At 68.4% G+C, this 26,529-nt stretch carries 23 protein-coding genes and 2 tRNA genes; 15 read left to right on the forward strand and 10 right to left on the reverse strand.

From position 1 onward, the window contains the following. Positions 1-163: 163 nt before the first annotated feature. Positions 164-718, forward strand: coding sequence for a GNAT family N-acetyltransferase (locus ABIN76_RS08290; protein ID WP_346959232.1), 555 nt, complete (start codon positions 164-166; stop codon positions 716-718). An 865-nt stretch (positions 719-1,583) separates the two neighbouring features. Beyond that, positions 1,584-2,636: a S66 peptidase family protein gene (locus ABIN76_RS08295; protein ID WP_346959233.1), complete on the forward strand. Its 1,053-nt coding sequence runs from the start codon at positions 1,584-1,586 to the stop codon at positions 2,634-2,636. 41 nt (positions 2,637-2,677) lie between these two features. Here ABIN76_RS08295 and ABIN76_RS08300 read toward each other — a convergent pair whose 3' ends face one another. Then, on the reverse strand, positions 2,678-3,583 hold the full coding sequence (locus tag ABIN76_RS08300) for a LysR family transcriptional regulator (protein ID WP_346959234.1): 906 nt from the start codon (positions 3,581-3,583) through the stop codon (positions 2,678-2,680). Between the two features lie 162 nt (positions 3,584-3,745). On the opposite strand from ABIN76_RS08300, the gene mmsB reads away from it, so the two are divergent. Then, positions 3,746-4,648 (forward strand): 3-hydroxyisobutyrate dehydrogenase, encoded by a 903-nt coding sequence (gene mmsB / locus ABIN76_RS08305; RefSeq protein ID WP_346959235.1) that lies wholly within the window; start codon positions 3,746-3,748, stop codon positions 4,646-4,648. Positions 4,649-4,678: 30 nt separating this feature from the next. After that, positions 4,679-6,163, forward strand: coding sequence for a CoA-acylating methylmalonate-semialdehyde dehydrogenase (locus ABIN76_RS08310; RefSeq protein ID WP_346959236.1), 1,485 nt, complete (start codon positions 4,679-4,681; stop codon positions 6,161-6,163). A 12-nt stretch (positions 6,164-6,175) separates the two neighbouring features. On the opposite strand, the gene ABIN76_RS08315 is transcribed toward ABIN76_RS08310, so the two are convergent. Together ABIN76_RS08315 and ABIN76_RS08320 are read right to left on the reverse strand one after the other, a co-directional pair. After that, on the reverse strand, positions 6,176-6,697 hold the full coding sequence (locus ABIN76_RS08315) for a hypothetical protein (RefSeq protein ID WP_346959237.1): 522 nt from the start codon (positions 6,695-6,697) through the stop codon (positions 6,176-6,178). Positions 6,698-6,814: 117 nt separating this feature from the next. Further along, positions 6,815-7,666: an SGNH/GDSL hydrolase family protein gene (locus ABIN76_RS08320; RefSeq protein WP_346959319.1), complete on the reverse strand. Its 852-nt coding sequence runs from the start codon at positions 7,664-7,666 to the stop codon at positions 6,815-6,817. Positions 7,667-7,760: 94 nt separating this feature from the next. Here ABIN76_RS08320 and ABIN76_RS08325 point away from each other — a divergent pair, with 94 nt between their 5' ends. Further along, entirely contained in the window at positions 7,761-8,423 is a 663-nt protein-coding gene (locus ABIN76_RS08325; protein WP_346959238.1) for a phospholipase, read from the forward strand. 60 nt (positions 8,424-8,483) lie between these two features. Here ABIN76_RS08325 and ABIN76_RS08330 read toward each other — a convergent pair whose 3' ends face one another. Then, positions 8,484-8,720: an RNA-binding S4 domain-containing protein gene (locus ABIN76_RS08330; protein ID WP_346959239.1), complete on the reverse strand. Its 237-nt coding sequence runs from the start codon at positions 8,718-8,720 to the stop codon at positions 8,484-8,486. 33 nt (positions 8,721-8,753) lie between these two features. Between ABIN76_RS08330 and ABIN76_RS08335 the strand changes: the two genes are divergently transcribed. The 3 genes from ABIN76_RS08335 (at position 8,754) to ABIN76_RS08345 (ending at position 12,273) form a co-directional block, all read left to right on the forward strand. Then, complete coding sequence (locus ABIN76_RS08335; RefSeq protein WP_346959240.1) at positions 8,754-9,755, forward strand: DMT family transporter; 1,002 nt, start codon at positions 8,754-8,756, stop codon at positions 9,753-9,755. A gap of 122 nt (positions 9,756-9,877) precedes the next feature. Next, on the forward strand, positions 9,878-11,263 hold the full coding sequence (locus tag ABIN76_RS08340) for a glycine--tRNA ligase (RefSeq protein WP_346959241.1): 1,386 nt from the start codon (positions 9,878-9,880) through the stop codon (positions 11,261-11,263). 2 nt (positions 11,264-11,265) lie between these two features. Beyond that, positions 11,266-12,273 carry a GNAT family N-acetyltransferase gene (locus ABIN76_RS08345; protein ID WP_346959242.1) on the forward strand — a complete coding sequence of 336 codons (1,008 nt, stop codon included), beginning with the start codon at positions 11,266-11,268 and terminating at the stop codon, positions 12,271-12,273. 78 nt (positions 12,274-12,351) lie between these two features. On the opposite strand, the gene ABIN76_RS08350 is transcribed toward ABIN76_RS08345, so the two are convergent. The 4 genes from ABIN76_RS08350 to ABIN76_RS08365 form a co-directional block, all read right to left on the reverse strand. Further along, positions 12,352-13,791, reverse strand: a complete 1,440-nt coding sequence (locus ABIN76_RS08350) for a TIGR00366 family protein (RefSeq protein ID WP_346959243.1) — start codon at positions 13,789-13,791, stop codon at positions 12,352-12,354. A gap of 73 nt (positions 13,792-13,864) precedes the next feature. Further along, positions 13,865-14,653 carry a lysophospholipid acyltransferase family protein gene (locus ABIN76_RS08355; protein ID WP_346959244.1) on the reverse strand — a complete coding sequence of 263 codons (789 nt, stop codon included), beginning with the start codon at positions 14,651-14,653 and terminating at the stop codon, positions 13,865-13,867. Between the two features lie 55 nt (positions 14,654-14,708). Then, positions 14,709-15,551 (reverse strand): DUF1295 domain-containing protein, encoded by an 843-nt coding sequence (locus ABIN76_RS08360; protein ID WP_346959245.1) that lies wholly within the window; start codon positions 15,549-15,551, stop codon positions 14,709-14,711. Then, positions 15,551-16,291 carry an alpha/beta fold hydrolase gene (locus tag ABIN76_RS08365; RefSeq protein WP_346959320.1) on the reverse strand — a complete coding sequence of 247 codons (741 nt, stop codon included), beginning with the start codon at positions 16,289-16,291 and terminating at the stop codon, positions 15,551-15,553. The genes ABIN76_RS08360 and ABIN76_RS08365 overlap by 1 nt, the downstream gene beginning before the upstream one ends. A 329-nt stretch (positions 16,292-16,620) precedes the next feature. Between ABIN76_RS08365 and ABIN76_RS08370 the strand changes: the two genes are divergently transcribed. The 7 genes from ABIN76_RS08370 (at position 16,621) to ABIN76_RS08400 (ending at position 24,395) form a co-directional block, all read left to right on the forward strand. After that, positions 16,621-17,994 carry an FAD-binding oxidoreductase gene (locus ABIN76_RS08370; RefSeq protein ID WP_346959246.1) on the forward strand — a complete coding sequence of 458 codons (1,374 nt, stop codon included), beginning with the start codon at positions 16,621-16,623 and terminating at the stop codon, positions 17,992-17,994. Between the two features lie 66 nt (positions 17,995-18,060). Continuing rightward, positions 18,061-19,458, forward strand: a complete 1,398-nt coding sequence (locus tag ABIN76_RS08375) for a YibE/F family protein (protein ID WP_346959247.1) — start codon at positions 18,061-18,063, stop codon at positions 19,456-19,458. A 93-nt stretch (positions 19,459-19,551) separates the two neighbouring features. Then, positions 19,552-20,730 (forward strand): tRNA dihydrouridine synthase DusB, encoded by a 1,179-nt coding sequence (gene dusB, locus ABIN76_RS08380; protein WP_346959248.1) that lies wholly within the window; start codon positions 19,552-19,554, stop codon positions 20,728-20,730. Next, on the forward strand, positions 20,723-22,012 hold the full coding sequence (locus tag ABIN76_RS08385; protein ID WP_346959249.1) for a deoxyguanosinetriphosphate triphosphohydrolase: 1,290 nt from the start codon (positions 20,723-20,725) through the stop codon (positions 22,010-22,012). Before dusB ends, ABIN76_RS08385 begins: the two co-directional genes overlap by 8 nt. Before the next feature lie 52 nt (positions 22,013-22,064). Then, entirely contained in the window at positions 22,065-24,038 is a 1,974-nt protein-coding gene (gene dnaG / locus ABIN76_RS08390; RefSeq protein ID WP_346959250.1) for a DNA primase, read from the forward strand. 75 nt (positions 24,039-24,113) lie between these two features. After that, positions 24,114-24,186 (forward strand) — tRNA-Asn (locus tag ABIN76_RS08395). Positions 24,187-24,322: 136 nt separating this feature from the next. After that, positions 24,323-24,395 (forward strand) — tRNA-Asn (locus tag ABIN76_RS08400). A 91-nt stretch (positions 24,396-24,486) separates the two neighbouring features. On the opposite strand, the gene ABIN76_RS08405 is transcribed toward ABIN76_RS08400, so the two are convergent. Then, positions 24,487-24,894 (reverse strand): hypothetical protein, encoded by a 408-nt coding sequence (locus ABIN76_RS08405; protein WP_346959251.1) that lies wholly within the window; start codon positions 24,892-24,894, stop codon positions 24,487-24,489. A 280-nt stretch (positions 24,895-25,174) separates the two neighbouring features. Beyond that, positions 25,175-26,398 (reverse strand): multidrug effflux MFS transporter, encoded by a 1,224-nt coding sequence (locus tag ABIN76_RS08410; RefSeq protein ID WP_346959252.1) that lies wholly within the window; start codon positions 26,396-26,398, stop codon positions 25,175-25,177. Positions 26,399-26,529: the final 131 nt, after the last annotated feature.

Genomic DNA, 26,529 nt, shown 5'->3' on the forward strand with positions numbered 1-26,529 from the left:
CCAACGCCTCTACTTGCCCGCCGCGGGACGCGCCAAATTGTCGTCCGGCGCGTCCCAGTTCGCGGTCTGTGCCCAACTGGGGAACGCGGTGATCCGGGATCCGAAGCACGGCCACTCGGGCCGGTGCGTCCAGGTTCCCGATACGAAGGCATAGGCTCGGACAATGAATGAAACCCTGGAGCTGCGGCGGCATGGAGATCTCAGCAGGAGGGAACTTGCGGCCCTGGAAGTGCTTTTCGACAGTGAGTACCTAAGCGACCACGGCCGGTGGGATCCCGACGCGCCGTACGGCTACTCGCCGGCGGATTTCCATGTGTTGGCGTTCCGGGGGTCTGAACTGGCGGCGCACGTGGGCTTTCAGCGTCGGGTGATTTCGGTAGGCGCCAGCGACATCCTTGTGGCTGGGGCAGGAGGCGTGCTGGTGGATCTACGCTTTCGAGGTCTTGGCCTCGGCAGCCGAGCGATGCGTCACGCCCAAGTGGCGATGCGCGACGAAGCCGGAGCCGACTTTGGTCTCCTCGGATGTCGAAAAGAGGTGGTCCCCTTCTACGCGTCGGCGGGATGGGTTCAGGTGCGTGCCACTGCACGGTGTCTGTCCCGAGCGGACCAGAGCTCGGTCATCGTGTCCGAAGGAGGGCCAACGCTTATCTGCTCGTCGACCCGCGACGCGAGCGAGTGGCCGAACGGCGACATCGATCTGCGAGGCACACCCTGGTGATCTCAAGACCCGAAGCTGAACGTGACTCGGGTGGATGGCCGGGCCCCCGCCGACTCGTTCGACGCCGATCCTAACCAATCGCCTCTTCAGCGCCGGCTCCAACGCCCAGCCTCGCCCGGAGCAACCTCCCAAGGTTGCCGACACGGCAAGTGCCCGACGGCGGGATCGGGTTACGCACGCGTCGGAGACGAACGACTCTTCAGCCGAGCCAAGGGAATCCCGTAGGCATGGCAGAAGCGCGGCCGGACACGGCCTCGAAGTCGTGGAGCGCCGGAGTGAGCGGCAGGTCTTGGGGTTCAACTGCTATTTCGGCCAGGACAGGAACAGGCTCGGTGCTAATGAACTGGCACTCGGTAATCGGGCCAAGAACGGGATCCGTGTAGCTGGGCATCCTTGTGAAACTGTTCCGCGGAAGAACGTAGACCACCCCCGCCCTGGTTGGAGCCTGGCCGTCCTCGGTTGCAGCGTACGAGAGGAAGATCCGCCGTTCGGACCATCCTCCGGCCACGGCGCCTGGATAGAAGCAGGCGTTCAGGAAACGTCGGCATGCCGATGAACGGATCGCGTACGCGACCGCCCAGGACGGGTCCTCAGTCGCGTAGACGGCGGTCGTCTTGGAAAACTCGTCAGGGCTGGAGTCGACTGGCGCCCTTGGGGCAAGCAACGTTAGGCCCGGTGTCTGCGACCCGTGCAGCACGAATTCGTTGCTTGCGACAAGTTTGGCAAGGCGAGTCCAGGTCCTGCCCCCTTCGGACGGAGCGGGCACGTGCCAGGTGTATGCATCCACGCGACAAACGCTAGCAGCGCCGCGTTCGGACCGGCGTGGAGGCGACCGGATCCGATGGCTGACTGCTCTAATGATCAGATGACGCCAAAGAACCTCACTGCGCCAGCGAAGGTAAGCCCGGGCGATCGCGTTGCGATACTCTCCCCGGCATTTGCCGCACCAGCTGTCTCAGAAGCCGTTCATGAACAGGCGATGAAGCGCTTGACGGAGATCACCGGGTTGATCTCGGTCGAGTACCCGACCACCCGGCAACTGGGTGCAAGCGCCCAGGCGCGGGCCGCTGACATCACTGCGGCGTTCGCCGATCCAACGATCCGGGCCGTACTTGCGACCATCGGCGGTGACGACCAGATCACCGTCATCAAACACCTCGACGCCGCTGTCATCGCCGACAACCCGAAGCCGTTCCTCGGCTACAGCGACAACATGAACCTGCACAACTTCTTGTGGGGCCTCGGGATTTCCAGCTTCTACGGCGGTTCCACGCAGGTACACCTGGGCGCAGGCCCACGCGTGGATGACGTGCACCTGGCCTCGCTTCGCGCCGCACTCATCGAGGGCGGAACCATAGAGTTAGCCGATCCTGGCGAGTCGGAAGACTACGGCATCCCTTGGACGGACCCCCGCGCTCTGACCCGGTTCGGTGACCGTGAAGCGACGGAGCCTTGGTCCTGGTCGGGTCCCAAGAAGGTTGTGGAAGGACGGTCGTGGGGCGGTTGCCTGGAGGTCATTGACCAGATTGCGATGGCTGACCGGATGCCGGCTGTGGCCGACCTCGAAGGGGCGATCCTGCTCTTCGAAACCAGCGAGGAGCTGCCAGCCGCAGACGAAGTGCGGAGATGGGTGCGGGCGCTGGGCGAAAGGGGAATCCTTGAGACCGCCGCCGGCGTGCTGGCCGCCCGCCCGCCGGTAAGCTGCCTCGGGGAACCGGTCCCGGCGGCGGAAGAACGAGCCCGGCTCAGGGCAGAACAGCGGGAGGCGATCATCGAACAGGTCAGCGCGTACAACCCGAACGCCGTCGTCTGCGTCGGAGTTCCCTTCGGCCACACCCGACCCCAATGGATCCTTCCCCACGGCGGACTGATCCGACTCGACGGAATCGCCCAAACAGTTACCGCTGACTACCGCTGAGGCGCCCGGCCGTGAGCAGCCGCCGTCGCAGCATGCCCGGCTCAGCCCGCCAGCACGTCCTGGCGTTCGGCGACCTCGGCGCGGACCGCCGCCAGCACGGCCTGCACCGGCGCCGAACGCAGTGATTCGGCCCGCGCCACTGCCCAGATCGGCAGCTGCCGCTGGAAATCGTCCGGCAGCACGGGCACGAACCCGGGTTTGCCGACGACGAGGAAGTTGGGCAGCAGCCCGATCCCGGCGGCCCGGCGGACGGCCTCCAGCTGTGCGAAGATGCTGGTGGCCTGGAAGCTGGACCGCGGCATCGGCAGCTGGGTGGAGCGGTGGCCGAGTTCGGCGACTTGCAGTGCAGACTCCACGTAGGAGACGAAGCCGTGCTGCCGGACGTCGTCGAGCGTCCCGGGCAGCCCGTGCTCACGCGCGTACTCCGGGCTCGCGTACAGCCGCAGGAAATAGTTGGACAGGAAAATGGTCTGCGCGTTGCTGACCTCCATGTTGCCGACCACCACCTCAAGGTCCACCCCGGAGCGGTTCTGGCTGACCTTGCGGGTGGCGCTGAGCATCTCCACGTTCAGCAACGGATGCTGCTGCTGCAGCCGGACCAGGGCCGGGGCGACGAATTCCGCGCCGAAGCCGTCCGGGGTGCTGATCCGGACCAGACCGGAGAGCACGTCCTCGGTCCGGGCGATCCGGCCGGACAGGGCGCCCAGGGTGGCTTCGATCGCCTCGGCGGCCGCCACCGCCTGGGACCCGAGCTCGGTGAGCTCCCAGCCGTGCGGGCTGCGCTCCAGCGTCCGGCCGCCCAGCTGCTTGTCCAACGCCAGGATCCGGCGCGAGATTGTGGTGTGCGTGGTGCCCAGGGTCTCCGCGACCGCGTTGAACCGGCCCAGCCGGGCCACGGTCAGCAGGATCAGCAGGTCGTCCGGACTGGGAAGCCGTTTCAAGTCCACCCTTGGCCTTTCCTAGCAGCGCACGTCGTCGGACCAATGTGCATCACTGCACATGGCATCTTCAGTTTTTCCCCTTGATTGCACTGTAACAGGGTGTGATGGTTGACACGGAAAGGTCCGGCAACTGCGCCGGACACAATGCAAAGCAAAGGAGCTTATGCCATGGCAGTTGTCGCCTGGATTGGACTGGGAAACATGGGCGGGTCCATGTCAGTGAACCTCGCCAGAGCCGGAAACGAGGTCCGCGGCTTCGACCTCAACCCCGAGGCCGTCGCGGCAGCCGAGGCCGGGGGAGTCAAGCCCGCCGGCAGCATCGCCGAGGCAGTGAAAGGCGCCGACGTCGTCTTCACCATGCTTCCCAAGGGCGAGCACGCCCGGGCCGTCTACCTGGGCAAAGACGGCGTGCTGGCCCACGCCGACACCAGCACCCTGCTGGTGGACTCCTCCACCATCGACATCGCGTCGGCCCAGGCCCTGCACGACGCCGCCGCGGAGGCCGGATTCCGCTTTGTGGACGCGCCCGTCTCGGGCGGCATGAGCGGCGCCAAGGCCGCCACCCTGACCTTCATGGTCGGCGGGGAAGCCGGCGCCGTCGCCGACGCCACCGAATACATCCGCCCGATGGCCGCCAACATCATCCCCACCGGCGGCGCCACCACCGGCCAGGCCGCCAAGATCTGCAACAACCTGATGCTCTTCATCAACCTCGCCTCCACCGCCGAGGGCGCAGTCCTCGCGGACCGCCTGGGCCTGGACAAGCAGGTCTTCTGGGACATCGCCTCCGTCTCCTCCGGCGACAGCTGGGCGCTGCGCACCTGGTACCCGGTGGCCGGCGTCGTGCCCACCGCCGCCTCGAACAACGACTTCGCGCCGACGTTCACCGCCGAGCTGGCCAACAAGGACATCGGCCTGGCCATCAGCGCCGCCCGCGATACCAACACACCGCTGGAGATCGGCGAGCACGTCCAGCAGCTTTTCCAGCGCCTCATCGATGGTGGCCAGTCCGGCACGGACTGCTCGGCCATCGTCAAACTGGTCGATGGCTCGTTCGAGTCCGCCAAGTAGCCCCCAAACTTCTAGAAAGAGATCCTCCCCATGGAACGCATTCCGCACCTCATCAACGGCGCCCTCGTGTCCGACGCCGAGCGCTACGGCCCCGTCTTCAACCCCGCCACCGGCGAGCAGGAAAAGGAAGTGGCGCTCGCCTCCGCCGCCCGGGTCGAGGAAGCCATCGCCGCCGCCCGCGCCGCGCTGCCCGGCTGGCGCGCCACCAGCCTGGCCAAGCGCACCAGCATCTTCTTCAAGGTCCGCGAGCTTCTGATGCAGCGCCGGCCCGAACTGGCCGCCCTGCTGACCAGCGAACACGGCAAGGTCCTCTCCGACGCCGAGGGCGAGATCACCCGCGGCCTGGAAAACATCGAATTCGCCACCGGCCTGTCCCACGCGCTCAAGGGCGAACGCTCCGAGCAGGTCTCCGGCGGCGTCGACGTCCACTCCGTCCGGCAGCCGGTCGGTGTTGTCGCCTGCATTACGCCGTTCAATTTCCCGGCCATGGTGCCGCTCTGGATGATCGGCAGCGCCCTGGCCTGCGGCAACACCGTGCTGCTCAAGCCGAGCGAAAAGGACCCCTCCTCCGCCGTCTTCATCGCCCAGGTCTTCGCCGAGGCTGGCCTGCCCGACGGCGTCCTCAACGTCGTCCACGGCGACAAGGAAGCCGTGGACGTGCTGCTTGAGCACCCGGACGTGAAGGCCGTCAGCTTTGTTGGCTCGACGCCGATCGCGCAGTCGATCTACAAGCGCGCCGCGGACCACGGCAAGCGCGTCCAGGCACTCGGCGGCGCCAAGAACCACATGGTGGTGCTTCCGGACGCGGACCTGGACATGGCCGCCGACGCCGCCGTCTCCGCCGCCTACGGCTCCGCTGGCGAGCGTTGCATGGCCGTCAGCGTTCTGGTGGCAGTCGGGAACATCGCGGACGAGCTTGTGGACGCGATCAAGACCCGGATGGCCACCCTCAAGATCGGCCCCGGCACCGACCCCGCCTCCCAGATGGGCCCGCTGATCACCGCCGACCACCGCGACAAGGTGGCCTCCTATGTGGCCGGCGCCGCGGACGAGGGAGCCTCCGTGGTGGTGGACGGCCGCGAACAGGAGTTCGACTCCAACGGCTTCTTCATCGGCGTCAGCCTGATCGACCACGTCAAGCCCGGCATGAAGGTCTACGACGATGAGATCTTCGGCCCCGTGCTCTCGGTGGTTCGCGTCGAGAGCTACGCCGATGCCGTGAAGCTGGTCAACGACAACGAGTTCGGCAACGGCGTGGCGATCTTCACCCGCGACGGCGGCGCTGCCCGGCAGTTCGAGTTCGACGTCGAGGCCGGCATGGTGGGCGTCAACGTGCCCATCCCGGTCCCGGTGGGGACCTTCTCCTTCGGCGGGTGGAAGAACTCGCTCTTCGGCGACACCCACATGTACGGCCCGGAAAGCATCCGCTTCTACACCCGCGGCAAGGTGGTCACCACCCGCTGGCCGGATCCGTCCACCTCGGTGATCGACCTCGGTTTCCCGCAGGTCGACTAGGGCTGCCGGCGCCTAGCCCTTCATGATCTCCGCGCGCTGGGCCATGTAATCCTCCATAGCAAGCTCGCCGTTGCTGTACTTCTGGTCCAGCTCGGCGAGCTTGCGTGCGCGGTAGCCCTGCGGCCCCGACGGCGCAGGCGGAACCTCTGGGACGAGGGCCGGCGAAGGAGCGGGCGCCTGGGACTGGGCCGGGGGCTGCCAGGGCTGCTGCCACTGCTGTCCGGTGGGCTGCGGCGGGTTGTTCAGGTATTCCGGGCTGTCCTCATACGGGACGGGGTACTGCTGGTTCGCGGGCGGCTGGTTGGCCGGGGGCCGCGGGGCGCCCAGCTGGCCGAAGCCGCCGAAGTAGTCCCGCTGGGTGAATCCGTCCCGGGGCTGGTTGCTCTGCTGGCCGGGGTACTGGCCGGGAAACTGCCCCGGGAACTGGCCCGGCAGGCCCGGGTCCTGGTTTCGTCCGCGGACGGATTTCCGGTACAGGCGCATCGCCGCCGGAACCAGGAAGGACAACAGGATGATCCAAAAGAAAATACTCACGGTACCGGGCCTCTCAAAAGGTGTCTTTCCAGCTTAACGTGCACGCCCCGCCCCTGGTGCCGGGGAAGGCTGGGAGGGTTGCCGGGTCGTATGCCTGGCCGGCTTCGCCCGGGCCGTTCAGGACCGCAACGCGTCCTCGGCGCCGGGCGGGCCCTCACCTGAACCGAGCGGCACGCCGGGGCCGAACACCGGTCCGGCCAGCGGACGCTTGGCCGTGATCCCGTCGCCGGAGGAGCGGTGCCGGAGCCGGCGGACCACCCACGGGACAAAGTGCTCCCGGGCCCAGATCAGGTCCCCGGTGCGGGCCTCCCGCCAGCTGCGCTGCGGCAGCGGCTTGGGGGAGAGGGGCTCCAGGGTGTGCTGCACATTCAGCGAATCCAGCACCATGGCCGCGATCGTGTGGTGGCCCAGTGGCGAGAAGTGCAGCCGGTCCGCGTCCCACATTTGCGGATCGTTGAGCTGACGCAGTGACCACATGTCCGCGATGACGGCGTCGTGCCGGGCCGCCACGGTGCGCAGGTTCTCGTTGTAGATGGCCACCTTGCTGCGGATCCGGCCCAGCACCGAGGAGCCCGTGTCCGGGCCGTTGAACAGGACCACGGTGGCGCCGCCCATACTCAGGATCTGCACCACGGAGTCCAGCCGTTCGGCGAGGACATCGGGGTCCCCGCCGGGCCGGATCAAGTCGTTCCCGCCCGCGGAGAGGGTCACCAGGTCCGGCTTCAGGGACAGGCAATGGGCCAGTTGCTGGTCCACGATCTGTTGTAGCAGCCGGCCCCGGACGGCCAGGTTGGCGTAGGCGAAATCGTCGTGGCCGCGGCTCAGTTCCTCTGCCACCCGGTCCGCCCAGCCGCGGTGCCCGCCCGGGCTGGCCGGCTCGGGATCGCCGATGCCTTCCGTAAAGGAGTCGCCCATCGCGACGTAGCGGGTCCAGGGGTGGTTGACAGTCCGGTCCGGGAAATTCTCCATCGCTTCTGTTTCGCTCACCTTCATATCCTGCACTGTTCCCGCAAAGCGGCGCCACCGTAGCTTGTTACTCCTAGGTAACTGTAAGAATGGAGCCATGACTGAAGCCCCGTCCTTTCCCGCTGCCTTTCCCGCCCCCGTTATCCTGTGGTCCCGGCCCGAGGAGGAGCGCGCTGGCAAGCCGCTGCTGGTGCTGCTGCACGGCTACGGAGCCAACGAACAGGATCTGCTCAGCCTGGCGGACATGCTGCCCGAGGAGTTTGTGGTGGCCTCGCTGCGTGCCCCGCTGGTCTCCGGACCGGGCTTCACCTGGTTCCCGCTGACCGCATCCATTGAGTATTCGCTCGACGCCGTCAAGCACGCCGCCGCCTACGCGCAGGACTGGATCGACTCGGCCAGGGCGAACCACCCCTCGGTCACCCTGCTCGGCTTCTCGATGGGCATGGCCATGGCCACCACGTTGCTGCGGCAGCGTCCGGACGGCTACGCCGCCGTCGTCGGCCTCTCCGGGTTCGCGGTCGACGCCGGCGGGGACCCCAGCTTCCGCGACGCGGAACTGGACGGAACCGTGCCGATGTTCTGGGGCCGCGACCAGCAGGACCCCGTCATCACGCCGGACAAGATCGAGTTCACCATGGGCTGGGTGCGCAAGCACGTCAAGCTCACCAAGGTGCTCTACACCGGCATGTGGCACGGCATTAACCAGCAGGAGGTCGGCCACGTCGGCGAGTTCCTCACCCACGAGGTACTCAACAAATAAGCCCGGAGGGACCGGCGCTGCCGGGAGCGACTGCGCGCTGTCGGGCGCTGCCAGTGGCTGTTAGGCTCCGCTGGGGGTGACGATCCGGATGGTCTGCCCGTTCACCGTGACCGTGTCGCCGTGGTGGAGCTGGCGTCCGCGGCGGTCGTCAATCTCCCCGTTGACCTTGACCAGGCCGTTCTTGACCAGCTCGGCAGCCTCCACCCCGTCCTCGACCAGGTTGGCCAGCTTCAGCAGCTGGCCCAGCCGGATCATGTCGTCGCGGATGGGAATGTCTTCAATTTCCGGGTTGCTCATACAAGCAATAATGCCTGACCAAAGGTGGCACCAATGACCCACGCACCGCGGATCCCTCTGCCCGTCGGACTGCTCCTTGCCGTTGCGGCCGGACTCTTCGTCCCCGTCCAGGGCCGGATCAACGGCGCCCTCGGAACCGTCCTGGCCGACGGCCTCGCCGCCGCGGTGGTCAGCTTCAGCGTCGGCCTGGCGCTGATGATCGTCGTCTCGCTGGTCCTGCCGAAGGGCCGTGCCGGGTTCGCCGAAGTCCTGCCGGCGCTGCGGGAGCGCCGCTTCCCGCGCTACTACGTGCTGGCCGGGGGCATCGGGGCGTTCTTCGTCTTCGCCCAGTCCTTCACGGTCGGGCTGCTCGGCGTCGCCTTGTTCACGGTCGCCGCGGTTACCGGGCAGACGCTCAGCGGACTGCTGGTGGACCGGATGGGGATCGGCCCGGCGGGCAAGAGGCCGGTCACCGGCATCCGCGTGCTGGGCAGCGTGCTGACCGTCGCCGCCGTCGCCTGGGCCGTGTCGCCGCGCTTCGACGGCAGTGCGGCGGCCGGCGCGGGGGCGTCTTCCGGAGCGGAGGCCGGCCCGCTGCAACTGCTGCTGCCGGTGCTGCTGCCGGTCCTCGCCGGGTTCCTGATGAGTTTCCAGCAGGCGATGAACGGCACGGCCACCGTGAGCTACCGCACGCCCATCACCGCCACCCTGGTGAACTTCATCGCCGGCAGCGTGGTGCTGTGGCTCGCCTGGCTGATCAAACTGGCCATCGCCGGGCCCGGCCACGCTCTTCCTACAGAGTGGTGGTACTACCTTGGCGGCCCCATGGGCTGTATCTTCATCGGCGTCGCTGCCCTCCTGGTCCGCAGCCTGGGGGTCCTGATCACCGGGCTGGGCATGATCGCCGGGCAACTGCTGGGCTCACTCGGGCTTGACCTGGTGCTGCCCGCGCCCGGGACCGTCGTCGCGCTGCCCACCGTGCTGGGCACCCTGCTGACGCTGGCAGCCATTGTCCTGGCCAGCCTGCCCTGGTCCCGCGGGGCCCTGAAGCGGTAGCAGCGCGGGTAGGCTAGGAGTTTGCATCACACCGTCCGCACTACCCCGCCCGGCAACCAGCCGGTGACCCGGGGCTGACAGCACGGACCGCACCCAGCGGCCCTGTAGAAATTGGAGTTCCCATGGCAGCAAAATCCGTACTCGACCAGATCATTTCCCTCGCGAAGCGACGGGGTTTCGTCTTCCAGGCCGGTGAAATCTATGGTGGCTCCCGTTCTGCCTGGGACTACGGCCCCCTCGGTGCCGAGCTGAAGGAAAACATCAAGCGCCAGTGGTGGCAGTCCGTGGTCCGCGGCCGCGAAGACGTCGTCGGCCTCGACTCCTCGGTGATCCTGCCCCGCCAGGTCTGGGAAGCCTCCGGCCACGTCGAGGTCTTCTCCGACCCGCTGGTCGAGTGCCTCTCCTGCCACAAGCGCTACCGCGCCGACCACCTCGAGGAAGAGTACGAGGAGAAGAAGGGCCGCCCCGCCGAGAACGGCCTCAAGGACATCGTCTGTGCCAACTGCGGCACCCGCGGCGAATGGACCGAGCCGCAGGAATTCTCCGGCCTGCTCAAGACCTACCTGGGCCCGGTGGCCAGCGAAGAGGGCCTGCACTACCTGCGCCCCGAAACCGCGCAGGGCATCTTCGTGAACTTCAACAACGTGCTCACCACCTCCCGGAAGAAGCCGCCGTTCGGCATCGGCCAGATCGGCAAGTCCTTCCGCAACGAGATCACGCCGGGCAACTTCATCTTCCGCACCCGCGAGTTCGAGCAGATGGAGATGGAATTCTTCGTCGAGCCCGGCACCGACGAGCAGTGGCACGAGTACTGGATGAAGGAGCGCATGGCCTGGTACACCGGCCTGGGCATCCGCGAGGAGAACCTGCGCTTCTTCGAGCACCCGCTGGAGAAGCTCAGCCACTACTCCAAGGGCACCACGGACATCGAGTACCGCTTCGGTTTCCAGGGCTCCGAATGGGGCGAGCTCGAGGGCATCGCCAACCGCACCGACTTCGACCTCTCCACGCACTCGAAGGCCTCCGGCCAGGACCTGAGCTACTTCAACCAGGCCACCAACGAGCGCTACACCCCGTACGTGATCGAACCCGCCGCCGGCCTCACCCGCTCCTTCATGGCGTTCATGATCGACGCCTACACCGAGGATGAGGCACCCAACGCCAAGGGCGGCGTCGACGTCCGCACCGTGCTCAAGCTGGACCCGCGGCTGGCGCCGGTCAAGGCGGCGGTGCTCCCGCTGAGCCGCAACGAGGACCTGTCCCCGAAGGCCAAGGACCTCGCCGCGCAGCTGCGCAAGAACTGGAACATCGAGTTCGACGACGCCGGCGCAATCGGCCGCCGCTACCGCCGGCAGGACGAGATCGGCACGCCGTTCTGCATCACGGTGGACTTCGACACGCTCGAGGACCAGGCCGTCACCATCCGTGAACGCGACACCATGAGCCAGGAACGCGTCTCCCTGGACAAGGTGGAGGGCTACCTGGCCGCACGGCTGATCGGCGCCTGAGCATGGCGATCGGATACCGCGAATGGCGCGAGGGCGACGACCTGGCACTCCTGGAGATCTGGGGCGGCCCGGAAACGGACCAGGCGCGGCAGTTCCGCGGCACCCTCGCGCCCTCGGGCAACGCCCCCTGGCGCCGCTGCATCGTGGCCGAGGACGTCGTTGACGGCGTCGCCATCCCCGTCGCGGCCGGCGTGGTCCACGAGGCCTCGCTGCACCCGGAGCGCCTCTGGGTGTACGTGGAAGTCGCCCGCGACCACCGCCGGACCGGCATCGGCTCCACGCTGCTGGCCATGCTCCGGCACGAGGCCGGGCGTGCGCCGTCGGGCGTTTCCCGGCTCCGGACCAAGGTGGAGCCGGGCACGCCCGGCGCCGCCTTCGCCGAGGCGGCCGGCCTGGCCCCGATCCAGCGTTCCCGCCTGGTGGTTGTGGAGCCCGGTGCCCTGAAGCTCCCGGTCTTCGGCGACGGCTCCGAGGCCGCGGCGTCGGAGCAGGTGGAGGATCTGGCCACCGGCTCGGTGGAGCTGAGCGACGTCGTGGGCCGGTACTACACCGCCGTGCACCATTGGGACAGCCCCGGTGAGCTCAGCATCGCCACCGTGCAGCGGCTCTTCCTGGACGATTTGAGCGGCGCGCACGGCGCGATCGTACTGCGCGCGCCCAAAGCCAGTGCGTTCGGCGCGGGCGTGCCGGCCAGCAAGAAGGGCCGGCTCCAGGCGTTCGCGGTCAGCTACGCGCAAGGCGGCCCCGAGATGGGCGGCCCCGAAGAGGGCCACGCCACGAAGGCCGGCGATCCCTCGGACGTGTTCCTGGGCCACGACCCGGAGCTGTCCGACGACGAGGCGCAGGCCGCGGTCCGGGACCTGCTGGCGCTGATTGCGTACCAGTACCCGGTGCTGCTGGAACTGGACGATTCGATGACGGCCCTGCGCGCCGTCGTCGAGCCGCTGCTGGAGACCGGCAAGGCCCGGCAGGCCGGCGCGGACACGCTGATCGTCTCGGACCTCGCCTAGGCCCTGAAACGCAACTGACCCGCAGTTGTTGTCGCCTTGACGCGACAACAACTGCGGGTCAGTTTGGTGAACCGGCGGCTAGGGGAGCACCGGCGGGACGAACTGGAACGTCATCCCGAGCAGCCAGACGAGCAACAGGACCACCGGCAGGTGGAACACGAACTGCAGGAACGTGAACCCGACCAGGTCCCGGGCGCGGAGCCTCAGCACCGCGAGCAACGGCAGCATAAAGAACGGGTTCACCAGGTTCGGCAGCGCCTCGGCGATGTTGTAGATCTGCACGGTCCAGCCGAGGTTCATCTGCACATCTGTGGCGGACTGCATCACGTAGGGCGCCTCGACGAGCCATTTGCCGCCGCCGGAGGGCACCAGCAGGCCCAGCACCGCCGTGTACAGCGCGATGACGACGGCGAAGCCGCCGCCGCTGCCGATCTCCGAGAAGAAACCGGCCAGGTGCGCGGAGATGGTCATTCCGCCGTTTCCGGTGGCCTTGGTGAGGATCGCGGCCATCGCCGCGTAGAGCGGGAACTGCACCAGGATGCCGGCGGTCGCCGGGACAGCCTTGGTCACGGCCTGCAGGAAGTTCCGCGGGGTGCCGTGCAGCACCAGGCCCAGGATGAGGAAGACCAGCAGGTAGCCGTTGAGGCTGCTGACGACGCTCAGGAACGGCTTGGTCAGGAACTGGGAGACCAGCCAGCCCAGGGTCAGGATCCCGGCGAGGACCGGCAGGATCCTGCTGTATTCAAGCCACTCGCCCGGCCGGGACCGCGGTGCCGGCTCGCTCGGTTCGTCGTCAAGGTCGACGCCGAGGTCCTCGGCGGTGCGGATCGCCCCGCCCTGCGGCGCCGAGAAGTGCGCGATCACCGTGGTGAGCGCCATCAGGATGACCAGGGTCAGCAGGGACTGCCAGGTGAAGATCGTGGTGCCGAAGTCCAGGATCCCGGTAATTTTCAGCAGGGCCGGCGGCAAGGAGGCCGCCGTCGCCTGCAGCTGCGCGGCGGAGGAGGACAGGCCGAGGGCCCAGACGGCGCCGAGGCCCATAAAGGCCGCCGCGCCGAGGGCCCGGTAGTCCACGGTGAGGTCCCTGCGACGGGCGATGGCGCGGGCCAGCAGGCCGCCGAAAATCAGGCTCAGGCCCCAGTTCAGGAAGGAGACGGACATCGACATCAGGGCCACGAAGCTCACGGCGGTGCGGGCAGTGGCCGGGACGAGGGCCAGGCGGTTGATCAGGCGCGCCACCGGCGGGGACGTCGCCACGACGTAGCCGGTGAGCACCACCATGGCCATCTGCAGGGTGAAGGCGGTCAGGTCCCAGAAGCCGTTGCCGAAGGAATCCGCGATGGACTGGGGTGAAGCGCCGATAGCCAGCGCGGCCAGGGCGATGATGATCACGCCGGCCAGGGCGAAGATGTAGGCGTCCGGGAACCACTTCTCGGTCCACGCCGCCATCCGTTGGGCTATCCGGGCGAGACCGCGTTCTTCGCCGATCCCGTGTTTGGTCAGGACTGTGTTTGCCACAGAGGGGTACCTCTCCATTGAGTGCGTTTTTGTACCCGATGGAGTGTAGCCAAGCCGCTGGGGTGAACCGGGCTTATCGGCGCCGGCTGCGCGCGCGCCGCGGACCTTCGGCCTGGTCCAGCCGCCGGCGTTCCTCCTCGGTGGGGGCGCCGCCGCCGAGCGCTGCGGGCATCCACCAGGCGCCCGGTTCGGGCGTGAGCGGGAAGTCGGCGATGCCGGCGTCAATCCCGCGCTGGAGCGCGTCGCGCAAGGCCTCCGTGGCGGCCGGGACGTCCAGCCCGGGGTCCGGGGTGAAGGGCTCGCCGACGTGGACCCGGACCGGTGCGCGCCAGGCGCGCAGCGGGGAGAAGCCGTGGTGCCGGGTCATGACCCGGTGCGCGCCCCAGACCGAGACGGGGATGACGGGCACCCCGGCCTCGGCGGCCATCCGCACCGCGCCGGTTTTGCACTCGCGCACCGTAAAGCTGCGGCTGACCCCGGCCTCGGGCAGGATCGCGATGTATTCCCCCTCGCGGAGCTTTTGCACGGCGGCGTCGTAGGCGTGCGCTCCGGTGTCATAGCCGACGACGACGTGCCCGGCGGCGCTGACGGCCGGCCCGGCGAACCAGTGGTCGGCCGCGCCTTGGGTGATCAGGAAGCGCATCTGGGCTTTGTTGTGCCGCCACAGCAGCAGCTCGGCGACGGCGAAATCGAGGTAGCCGAAATGGGTGATCGCGACGACGGCGCCCGTCCCAGGCGTGGCCCGCCGCGAGGCCGCGCGAGGCTGCATGTCCGGTTGCGCCGGGGGGAGGTGTTCGGCGCCGGTGACGATGACCCGGATCCGGAACAGCCAACGCAGCGCCTGGCCGGTGCGGACTATCATCCGGTAAAAGCGGTCGTTCGGCTGCGGCCGCCGGCCGCGTCCGGCCGCGGGCAAGTCAGCGGCCGCCGGGCTGCTGCCGGCCCGGCTGCTGCGCCCGCGGCTGGCGGCGCGGCGGCCAGGGCAGGAAGCCGGAGGTCGATTCGACGTACTCCTTGTAGCCGGGCCGGGCGGACATGGCCTTCTCGGTCAGCGGCTTGCCGGTCTTGCCGGCCAGTGTCCAGATCATCAGGGCGGGGGAGAGGATGGTCAGCACACCGGGCCAGGAATCCGCGGCGACGAGGAACAGCCCGGCCCACACGGCGGCATCCCCGAAGTAGTTCGGGTGCCGGGTGTAGCGCCAAAGCCCGGTGTCCAGGACGGTGCCGCGCCTGGCAGGATCCGCCTTGAACTGTGCCAGCTGCCAGTCGCCGACCGTCTCAAAGACGAAGCCGACAATCCACAGCAGGACGCCCAGCAGCGCCAGCCAGCCCAGGGCGCCGGTGCTGAACATGCCCACCTGGATGGTGAGCGAGACAAAGAACATCACGATGCCCTGCGGCAGGTACACCCGGCGCAGCGCGTAGGTGTTGCGGGAGCCCGGCGCCGAGGAGAGCATGTCCACGTAGCGCGGGTCTTCATGGCCGCCGCGGGCCCGGAGGCCGATGTGGACGGCCAGCCGGATGCCCCAGACAGCCACGAGGGCCAGCAGCAGCAGGCGGCGTCCGGCGTCGCCGTGGCCCGCGGACAGCAGCCAGGAGACCGCGGCCGCCACCACGAAGCCCAGTCCCCACACCGTGTCAATCACCGAGTGGCGGCTTTGGCGGACGGCGACGGCGAACGTCACCGCCAGCAGGGCCACCAGACCGAGCGTCACCCAGGGCAGGCTGGCCAGAAAAGCGTCCAGCGGGAAGGCCGGCATCAGAGCACCACGGGGAGGCCGGCCGCGGCGGGCAGAACCTGGCGGAGCGTATCCGTGCCGCGGAGTTCGGTGCCGGCGCGGCTGGCGAAGGAGTCCAGGATAAAACCGTTGGCCAGCGAGTTCCAGAGCCGGACCCGGCGGAACATGAAGTGGCCGGCGCCCGTGAGCGAGATGTAGTCGATCGAGGCGGCCACACCCTCCGCGCGCCGGGCAAAAGCCAACGAGTTTTTGGGGCTGGTCCAGCGGTCCTCGCTGCCGTGCACGATCAGCACGCGGCGCCCGGCGACGGGTTCCACCGGGGTGGACCGGTCCAGCCAGGGGGCCAGTGCAACCACGGCTTGCACCTGCGGGTGGTCCGCGACACAGAGTGCCGTGAGGCCACCCATCGAGTGACCCAGCAGGTAGACAGGGACGCCGGGGTGCTCGCGGCTGATCTGGGCGAGTGCCCAGCGGGCGTCCTGGACAGGTGACATGTCCGGCCCGTTCCAGCCCCGGTACCGGTTCCGCAGGGTCCAGACGGCCAGTCCGTGCGGGCCGCCCTCGTTCCGGAGAGCCTGCGCGAAGGGCAGCATCCTGGCGGGGCTGAGGTGCCGTGCACGGACCGCCTCGAAGCTGTCCGCGCGGCCGCCGTGCAGCACCAGGGCGACGCCACGGGTTTCCCCGGATGCGTCGGCGATGCTGAGCTCGGCCCGGGCCGCCGGGCCGGCTCCGGCCGCCTGGTGCTCCCGGTCGTCTGTCATGCGTCTGGCCACGTTCGCGTCCTCCACCTCGTCTGGTCCCTGCAATTACCAACAATAAGTTGCCCGCAGGCGTTCCCGTCAGCCTCTACCCGCTGGTTTGCGCAGGTCTTCCCTCAGGACATTCGCAGCGGTGCCCCCGCGGGATGGGCGTGGCCCTCGGGGCGTGGCCCGGCCTCCTGCGGCAAACCCAAGGCGCAACTGTCCGGACACCTTGACGCGGACCGGGCGGAGGAGTAGGCCTGTGCTCGTAAACCTCCGGGCGCCATGCCGGCTGGGAGCACAATTCACCGTCCGGGTCGGAAACCACGACGAAATCGACGGTACAGAAAATGGATGGAACCGACTTCGACAGCCTGCGCGGGCAAGTCCGCGGGCACGTCATCACGGCCGGCGACGCGGGCTATGACGAGGCGCGGGCAGTGCACAACGGCATGATCAACAAGCGGCCCGCAGCGGTGGTCCGCGTGTCCCAGGTGGCGGACGTGATCGCCGCCGTCAACTTCGCCCGGGAGAACAGCCTGGCGCTGGCCGTCCGCGGCGGGGGCCACAGCGGACCGGGCTTTGGCACGGCGGATGACGCGCTGGTCATCGACTTTGCCAACACCCGAGGCGTCCGGGTTGATCCGGCCGCCAAGACGGCCCGGACCGAGGCCGGCGCAACCTGGGCGGACTTTAATCACGCCACCCATGCCTTCGGGCTGGCGACCACCGGCGGCGTCGTCGGCTCCACCGGGGTGTCGGGGTTGACCCTCGGCGGAGGCATCGGGTACCTCGACCGGAAATACGGGCTCAGCTGCGACAACCTCATCTCGGCCGACGTCGTCACCGCGGACGGCAAATTCGTCACGGCGAGCGAGAGCGAGCATGACGATCTCTTCTGGGCGTTGCGCGGCGGCGGGGGGAACTTCGGCGTCGTGACCTCGCTGGAATTCCGCCTGCATCCCGTGGACATGGTCCACGCCGGGATCATCATCTTCCCGGGGGAGCACGCCGAAACCGTCGCGAAGTTCTACCGGGAACAACTCGCGGCAGCCCCGGAGGAGTTCGGCGCCTTCCTCGCCTTCCACCAGGGTCCGCCCGTCCCGTTCCTCCCTGAGCAGTGGCACGGAAAGCCGGTCTGCATAGTGGTCGGCATGTGGACCGGTGACCCCGCCGAGGGGCCAGCCCGGTGGCAGCCGTTCCTGGACGCGGCGCCAGTGGCCGGGTCGATGGTGGGCCCTATGCCGTATCCGGCCCTGAACTCGGCGTTCGACGGGATGTACCCCAAGGGGCTCCTGGCCTACTGGAAAGCGGCGTTCCTATCCGAGCTCAACGACGGAGCCATCGACGCCCACCTGGACTACGGCCGCCGGGTGCCCAGCCTTCAGACCGCCGTGCACATTTACCCGATCGACGGGGCAGTGCACCGGGTGGGTGTCACGGACACGGCGTTTCCGAACCGGACAGCCAGGTTCTCCCCGGTGATCGCCTGCCATTGGGAGGACCCGGCGGACAGCGAAGCGAACATCGCCTGGGTGCGTGACTACGCAGCGGCGCTGCAGCCCTTCTCCGAGACCGCCGGCTACATCAACTTCATGGACGGCGATGACCAGGGCCGGGTCCCGGACAACTACGGCCCAAATTACGCCAGGCTGCGGGAGGTCAAGGCCACGTACGATCCGCAGAACCTGTTCCACGTCAACCAAAACATCGCGCCGGCCTAACCGACACCGCCGACGCACCCGACGCCGCCGACACCGTAGAGTTTTCGGCATGAGGTTGAACTGCTGATGGGCGCCGGACATTCACACACCACCGGCGGGCACCTCGACACCTCGCCCCGGGCGGCCGCGGCACGGAAGAAGGCCAACTGGATCCTTGCCGCCATCCTGGTTCCGCTGACTCTGCTGACGCTCGCCGCAATGGTGTCACTCTGGCCGTCCGGCAGCAAGGAGGGCATCAAGCTCTCCAGCCCCTACGCGGCAGCCCCGGGCGTCAGCTTCGACACCGGCAGGATCCAGCGCGTCGTCGTCGAAGGCTGTACGGGCGCCCAGCCGGACGCACCGGCCGGTGCCGGGCAGGGTTCGCAGTGCACTTTCGCCTACACCGAACCGGACAAAGGCGGAAACCCGGTCAAGGTGGTGATCAACCCCGACGTCGCCAAGTCCCACGGCGTCAAGGTCGGCGACAACATCCGTTATCTGAACCTCTCCAAGGCCCAGGGCGCCGCCGCGCAGGGCACACCCGCCTACGTCTTCGTCGACTTCGTCCGGACGCTCCCGATCATCCTGCTCGCCGCGCTCTACGCCGTCGTCGTGATCGCGGTGGCGCGCTGGCGGGGGCTGCGCGCCCTCATCGGCCTCGTCGGCGCCTACGCCGTGCTGGTCTCCTTTATGCTTCCGGGCCTGGTCGAGGGCAAACCGCCGCTGCTGCTGGCGCTCGTCGGGTCCACGGTGATCATGATCGGCGTGCTGTACTTTGCCCACGGCTTCACCGCCCGCACGTCGACCGCGCTGCTGGGCACCATGTTCGGCCTGGGCATCACCGCCGCGCTCGCGGCCTGGGCCACCGACGCGGCGAACCTCGCCGGGGTGGGCAGCCACGACGCCGCCACGCTTGCGAACGTCTCGGACCACATCTCCATCTCCGGGATCATCCTGTGCGGGCTGATCATCTCCGGCCTCGGCGTGCTCAACGACGTCACGATCACCCAGTCCTCCGCGGTGTGGGAGCTCTGGGAACTCGCCCCCGGGACGCCGGCGCGGAAGCTGTTCGCCGCGGCCATGCGGATCGGCCGGGACCACATCGCTTCCACCGTGTACACCATCGCGTTCGCCTACGCCGGCGCGGCCCTGCCGATCCTGATCATCGTGATGCTCTACGAGCGGCCGCTGGGCGACACGCTCACCAGCGCCGAACTCTCCGAGGAAGTCATCCGCACACTCGTCGGCTCCATCGGGCTGGTCCTGGCGATTCCGGTCACCACGCTGATTGCTGTCCTCGTCGTGAAAGCCACCGGATTCAAGGGCGGCGCGGGCAGTGCACTCGCGGGCACCGGGAGCGCGGCGGACGACGGCGGCGCGTCGACCGACGACGGCGGCGTTGCGGACGCCGTCGGCTCACCCGACGGCGGGGCCGGGCCGGCGACGGCGACCCGCCGCGGCCGGCGGGCCGCTATTCCCAGCTGACCGGGCTGCTCCGCGCTGTACTGTGCACGCCGCGTTTTCCACATGGCCGGGCCGGGATCCCGCCGATTTGCCCGGCTTTGAGACAATGGACGGGTGACTGTTGTAGCAACGCCTCCTGCCCCCAAGCTGGAACTGCCGCCCCTGAAGCTGGGCCCCCTCACGGTGGACACCCCCGTGATCCTGGCCCCGATGGCGGGCATCACCAACTCCGCCTTCCGCAGGCTCTGCCGTGAATACGGCGGCGGCCTGTACGTGGCGGAGATGGTCACTTCCCGGGCGCTCGTGGAGCGCACCCCCGAATCACTGCGCATCATTTCGCACGACGAGGATGAGAAAGTCCGCTCCGTCCAGCTCTACGGCGTGGACCCCGTGACGGTCGGGGCGGCCGTCCGGATGCTGGTCGAGGAAGACCGCGCCGACCACATCGACCTCAACTTCGGCTGCCCGGTACCCAAGGTGACCCGCCGCGGCGGCGGCTCGGCGCTGCCCTGGAAGACCGACTTGTTCACCTCGATCGTCCAGACCGCGGTCAAGGAAGCGTCAAAGGGCAACATCCCGCTGACCATCAAGATGCGCAAGGGCATCGACGACGACCACCTCACCTACCTCGACGCCGGCCGCATCGCCCGCGATTCCGGCGTCGCCGCCGTCGCCCTGCACGGCCGCACCGCGGCGCAGTTCTACTCCGGCAAGGCCGACTGGTCCGCCATCGCCCGGCTGCGAGAAGCGCTCCCGGACATCCCGGTGCTCGGCAACGGGGACATCTGGTCCGCCGAAGACGCGGTGCGGATGGTGCGCGAAACCGGCGTGGACGGCGTTGTGGTGGGCCGCGGCTGCCAGGGCCGGCCATGGCTGTTCGGGGACCTCATGGCTGCCTTCGAGGGCAGCGACGCCCGGCACACGCCGGCGCTGCGCCAGGTGGCGGAAAGCATCTACCGCCACGCCGAGCTGATGGTGGAGACATTCGGCGACGAGGGCAAGGCCCTCCGCGAGATCCGCAAGCACATGGCCTGGTACCTCAAGGGCTACGTGGTGGGCAGCGAACTGCGCAACCGGCTGGCGCTCGTGACCAGCCTCGAAGTGCTGCGCGGCACCCTCGACGAGCTGGACCTCGATTCGCCCTACCCGGGCGCCGACGCCGAGGGCCCCCGCGGCCGCGCCGGTTCACCCAAGAAGCCCGCACTGCCCAAGGACTGGCTGCTCAACCGCAGCCTGGACTCGGAGCAGTCCCGGGACATCTCCTTCGCCGAACTGGACGTCTCCGGTGGCTGAAACCAGGACCTCCGCGCCCGTACTGGACGGCTACGTGGACCGAGACTGTGCCCGCTGGGTGGAGGAACCACCCAAGAGCACCTACCGGTCTGACTTCGAACGGGACCGCGCCCGGGTGCTGCACTCCTCGGCGCTGCGCCGGCTGGGCGCTAAAACCCAGGTGGTCGCCCCGGACACGGACGACTTCGTCCGCACCCGGCTCACCCACAGCCTCGAGGTAGCGCAGGTGGGCCGTGAACTCGGCCGCGCCCTGGGCTGCGACCCCGACGTGGTGGACACGGCCTGCTTGAGCCACGACCTCGGCCACCCGCCGTTCGGCCACAACGGCGAGTCGGCCCTGAACGAGGTCGCGCACGCGATCGGCGGTTTTGAAGGCAACGCCCAGACCCTGCGCCTGCTGACCCGGCTGGAACCCAAGGTCCTGGCCCCGGATGGCCGCCCCGCCGGCCTCAACTTGACCCGAGCCAGCCTCGACGCGGCCGCGAAGTACCCGTGGTCGGCGGAGAACGCCCCGGTGATCCACGGCCAGCGGACCAGCAAGTTCGGCGCCTACGAGGACGACCTGCCGATTTTCGACTGGATCCGCGAGGGCGCGCCCGAGCGCCGTTCCTGCCTCGAGGCCCAGGTCATGGACCTCGCGGACGACATCTCCTACTCGGTGCACGACGTCGAGGACGCGATCGTCGCCGGGCACTTCCAGCTGCGCTGGATGGACAACCCGGACCACCGGGCCCGGGTGGTGGGCTACGCCAAGCAGTGGTACCTGCCGCACAACGACCCCGCCGCCATCGACGCCGCCTTGGCTCGGCTGGAGGCCACCAGCGTGTGGGTCCGCGAGGCCGACGGCAGCCGCAAGTCCATGGCCGCGCTGAAGGACATGACCAGCCAGCTGATCGGCCGGTTCTGCCAAAGCGCACTCGAGACCACCCGCGCCGTCTACGGCCCGGAGAACCTGACCCGCTACAACGCCGAACTGATCGTCCCGGACGAGACCGTCATGGAGATCGCCGTGATGAAGGGTCTGGCCACCACCTTTGTGATGACCACCGAGCACCGGCAGCCCATCTACGAACGCCAGCGCGAGGTCCTGCACGCACTGGTGACCGCGCTCAGCGCCAGCGCTGACCGCCATCTGGAGCCGATGTTCGCCGCCGACTGGCGCGCCGCGGAAGACGACGGCGCCCGGCTGCGCGTCGTCATCGACCAGGTGGCCTCGCTGACGGACGGCTCCGCGCTGGCCATGTACGAGCGTCTCGTCGGCAGCCTGCCGTCGCTGTGGTGACCGGCGCCATAAGCCGCCGCCCGGCGTCGTACCCCGGGACTAGGATGGCATTGTGGCCGGCCTGATCAAACGTGAAGATATCGACGAAGTACGCCAGCGCACCGACATCAAGGAAGTCGTCGACGGCTACGTGACCCTCAAGGGCGCCGGCCTGGGCTCCTACAAGGGCCTCTGTCCCTTCCACGATGAGCGCTCGCCCTCGTTCACCGTGCGTCCCCAGGTGGGCCGCTACCACTGCTTCGGCTGCGGCGAAGACGGCGATGTCATCTCCTTCGTGCAGAAACTGGACCACACCACCTTCCACGAGGCAGTGGAGAAGCTCGCGGCCCGCATCGGCTACGAACTGCGCTACGAGGACGGCGGCTCGGGCCCGAACCGCGAGGAAATCGGCCGCCGCCAGCGCCTCCTCGACGCGCACAAGATCGCCGATGAATTCTTCCGCGCCCAACTGCTGACCCCCGGTGCGACCGAGGGCCGGAATTTCCTCTACGGCCGCGGCTTCGACCGGGCCGCGGCGGAACAGTTCGGCGTCGGCTACGCACCGCAGGGCTGGGACTCGCTGCTCAAGCACCTCCGCGGCCGCGGCTACACCGACGCGGAACTCAAGCTCACCGGCATGTTTTCCGAAGGCGGCCGGGGGATCTACGACCGGTTCCGCGGCCGGCTGATCTGGCCCATCCGCGACATTGCCGGGGACACCATCGGCTTTGGAGCGCGCAAACTCTACGAGGACGACCAGGGCCCCAAGTACCTGAACACCCCAGAGACCGCGCTCTACAAGAAGTCGCAGGTCCTCTACGGGATCGACCTCGCCAAGCGGAACATCGCCAAGGACCGCCAACTGGTGGTGGTGGAGGGCTACACCGACGTGATGGCCTGCCACCTGGCCGGGATCCCGACGGCGGTCGCCACCTGCGGCACGGCGTTCGGCACCGAACACATCAAGATCGCCCGCCGGCTGCTCTCCGACGACGGCAGCGGAGGAGAAGTCATTTTCACCTTCGACGGCGACGCCGCCGGCCAGAAGGCGGCGCTGCGGGCCTTCGAAGAGGACCAGCGCTTCGTTGCCCAGACCTATGTCGCGGTGGAACCCGGCGGGTCCGATCCCTGCGAGCTGCGCCAGGCCAAGGGCGATTCCGCCGTCCGTGACCTGATCGCCACCCGGCGGCCCCTGTTCGAGTTCGCCATCCGTGCAACCTTGAGGCGGCACAACCTGGACACCGTGGAGGGACGCATCGCTGCACTGCGGGAATCGGCTCCCGTGGTCGCGCAGATCCGCGACGCCGGCATCCGGCCCGCCTATGCGCGCGAACTGGCCGGCTGGCTCGGCATGCCGGTCGAGGAAGTCAGCCGGGCCGTCGGCGCCGCAGCCAAACGTGCCGCCCAGGGGCCGTCAGGAAGCTCCGGGCAGAGCTACGGCCATGGCCCCGGCCAGAACGCCGGCCAGAACCAGCCCCGGAGCGCCGGGACGGGCCACGGGGGCGGACCGGGCCACGGGGGAGCGCCGGGCGTGGCGCCGTTACCGCCGTCGGCCACGCTGCCGGCCTTCAACCGGCCGGACCCGCGCGATCCGGTGGCGGCGATGGAACGCCAGGCGCTCGAAGTCGTGCTGCAGGAGCCGGCAATCCTCGAGGGGGCCACCTGGCAGCGCTTCTCCGAGGCCCGGTTCTCCACCCCGGCCTACCTGGCCATCCACGAGGCCATCCGGGCCACCGGACAGGGTTCCATCGGTGACCCTGCGCGGTGGGTGGAGCAGCTGCTGCAGGAAGTCCCCGAGCCGCTCCGGCCGCTCGTGTCCGAGCTCGCCGTCGTGCCGCTGCCGGCGAGCACCGCCGAAGCCGTCCAGCGGTACTGCCGCGACATTCTGGCGCGGCTGTTCGAACTGCAGATCACCCGGGTCAAGGCCGACAAAATGGGCCAGTTGCAGCGCCTGGACGCCTCGGCCGACCCCGAGGAGTTCCAGCGGCTGAACCGGGAGCTCATGGAGCTGGAGATGCAGCGGCGTTCGCTCCGCATGGACTCCTGAGTCTGGAGGCAGCGTCCCGCCGGGGGCCAATTTCACTTCCCGGCACGGTGTTTGCTAGGCTTATATCCGCTTCATTCCTCCTTAGCTCAATTGGCAGAGCATTCGACTGTTAATCGAAGGGTTGCTGGTTCAAGTCCAGCAGGAGGAGCGCGCAGTCCCCGTTCCGGGTCACCGGGACGGGGACTTTTTCTATACCCGGCAGGGGTATGCTGCGGGTTCGGAGTGCGGGGGTCCGGCCGATTTCCTTAGCGGTAAAACCTTTGCTAATGTCGTACCTGCTTCATTCCTCCTTAGCTCAATTGGCAGAGCATTCGACTGTTAATCGAAGGGTTGCTGGTTCAAGTCCAGCAGGAGGAGCGAACAGGCCCCGCGGCCGGTGGATAACCGGCTGCGGGGCCTTTTTTCTTGTTGTTTCCCTTCCCGCCACTCCAGGGCCGGACACGGCACGTCAAACGAAGAACATCTCGACCTGCAGGAACCGCTCCGCCTCGGTGACCGCCGCCTCGAAGGCCTCGTCTTCGGTAGGGGACTGCCGGGGTTTCCGCGGATGCCATTCGTGGGCGGAGGAATGCACGCGGGTGAAGCCGCCGCGCGGGGGCGCGTAGAAGATGCCGAAACGCTGCACGGGCCACTCGGGGGACGTCTCGGGGGCGACCAGGAGGGCTGAATCATAGGCGGGGTTGTACCACTGGGCGATCGGTCGACGCCGGTCCTCGGTGAACAGCCCGGCCGCATAGAGGGCCGCCGACTGGGGGCTGGTCTGCGAGCACAGCCGCTCCCACCACAGGGGCAGAATACCGTCGTCGCACCGCTGCCACGTGGCCGGTAGGGGAGGAGGGTCCTGCCAGTCAGGCACACAACAACTTTATCCCCAGCCACCGGCCGCGAACAGGGCAGCATGGTCCCGCGCATCCTGTTCCTGGGGACATGCCCCTTCCGGTAGTCAAAGGCTGGGCATACGCCCGTTCTGTCCATTGTTGGCGGCGGAGGCTGGGCATGTCCCTGCGGGGAGCCTGTCCGGTGCACGTTCCGGCCCAGGGGACATGCCCCTTCCGGGCGTCAAAGGGTGGGCATATGCCCGTTTTGTCCATTGTTGGCGGCGGAGGCTGGGCATGTCCCTCCGGGAGCGGGCCTCGTTAGTGGATCGAGGGAACCGTCCGCGGCCGGACCACGAACCAGAGGGAGGCTGCGGCCAGCAGGATGCAGCCGGCCTGGACGGCACCCATCGGCGTCGCCGAGCCAAGGCCCAGCCAGCCGACCACCGGGGAGATGATTCCGGCCATCAGGAAGGTCGCGGCACCGAGCAGCGAAGCGGCGGTTCCCGCCTGCGCGCCGTGGTTGGCGAGGGCCAGCACCTGAACGCACGGGAAGGTGAACCCGGCCCCCAGGATGTAGAACCAGAGCGGCACCATAACGCCCCACAGGCCGAAGCCAAGCTGGTCGAAGACCACGATCAACAGCGCCATCAGGAACATCCACGCCGTCGAGCAGGCCAGGATCCACTGCGGCGGGACGCGCTTGATCAGCCGGGAACTGGTCTGGACGCCCGCCACGATCCCCAGCGAATTAACACCGAACAGCAGGCCATACTGCTGCGGCGAGAAGCCGTACACGTCCTGGAAGAGGAACGGCGAGGCCGAGAGGTAGGTAAAGAGGCCGCCAAAGTTCATGCCGCCCAGCAGCAGCATGCCCACGAAGATCCGGTCGGCGAAGAGGACGCCGTAACGCTGGCGGACGGTCAGGCCGGTGGTGCCCCGCAGTTCCCGCGGCAAGGTTTCACGCACCACAAACAGGGCCGCGATGATCACGCAGGTGCCGTAGCCGGCGAGGAAGAAGAAAATGCCCGGCCACGGCATGAGCAGCAGCAACTGCGATCCGATCACCGGCGCCAAAATGGGGGCCAGCCCGTTGACCAGCGCCATCCGGGAAAACATCCGGACCATCGCGTAGCCGCTGAAGAGGTCACGCACCATCGCCATCGCCACCACGCCTCCGCCGGCGGCTCCGATTCCCATCAGCACCCGGAACAGGCCCAGCGTGGCGATGTCCGTGGACAGGGCGGCGCCGAGTGAGGCACCGATGTGAACCGCCGTGGCCAGGATCAGCGGAAACCGCCGCCCGAACTTATCGCTCAGCGGCCCCACCACCAGCTGGCCCAGGGCGAAGCCGACGGTCGTGCCGGTCAGCGTCAGCTGTACCGCGGCCTCAGTGACGCCAAGGCTCGCCTCCAGGGCGGGAAACGCCGGGAGGTAGAGGTCCACCGTGAACGGCCCAAGCGCCGTCAAAGCGCCGAGCATCAGGATGTAAAGGAGCTTACGACGACGGGTCAGGGAATCGCCGGGATTGCTGGGTGTATGCACAGAGGTCAATCCTAGGCCCGCGCCGCGCAGGACAAACTGCCCACCCGCCGTCGTCCGCGAAGCGAAGCCGGCCCGGTCCGCGCGGCGAAGGCCGCGGGTCACCGCCGGACGCCGCCGGAGCGCGCCGCGGA

Origin of the sequence: uncultured Arthrobacter sp., from assembly GCF_964021775.1 — a bacterium.
Classification (GTDB): Bacteria; Actinomycetota; Actinomycetes; order Actinomycetales; family Micrococcaceae; genus Arthrobacter.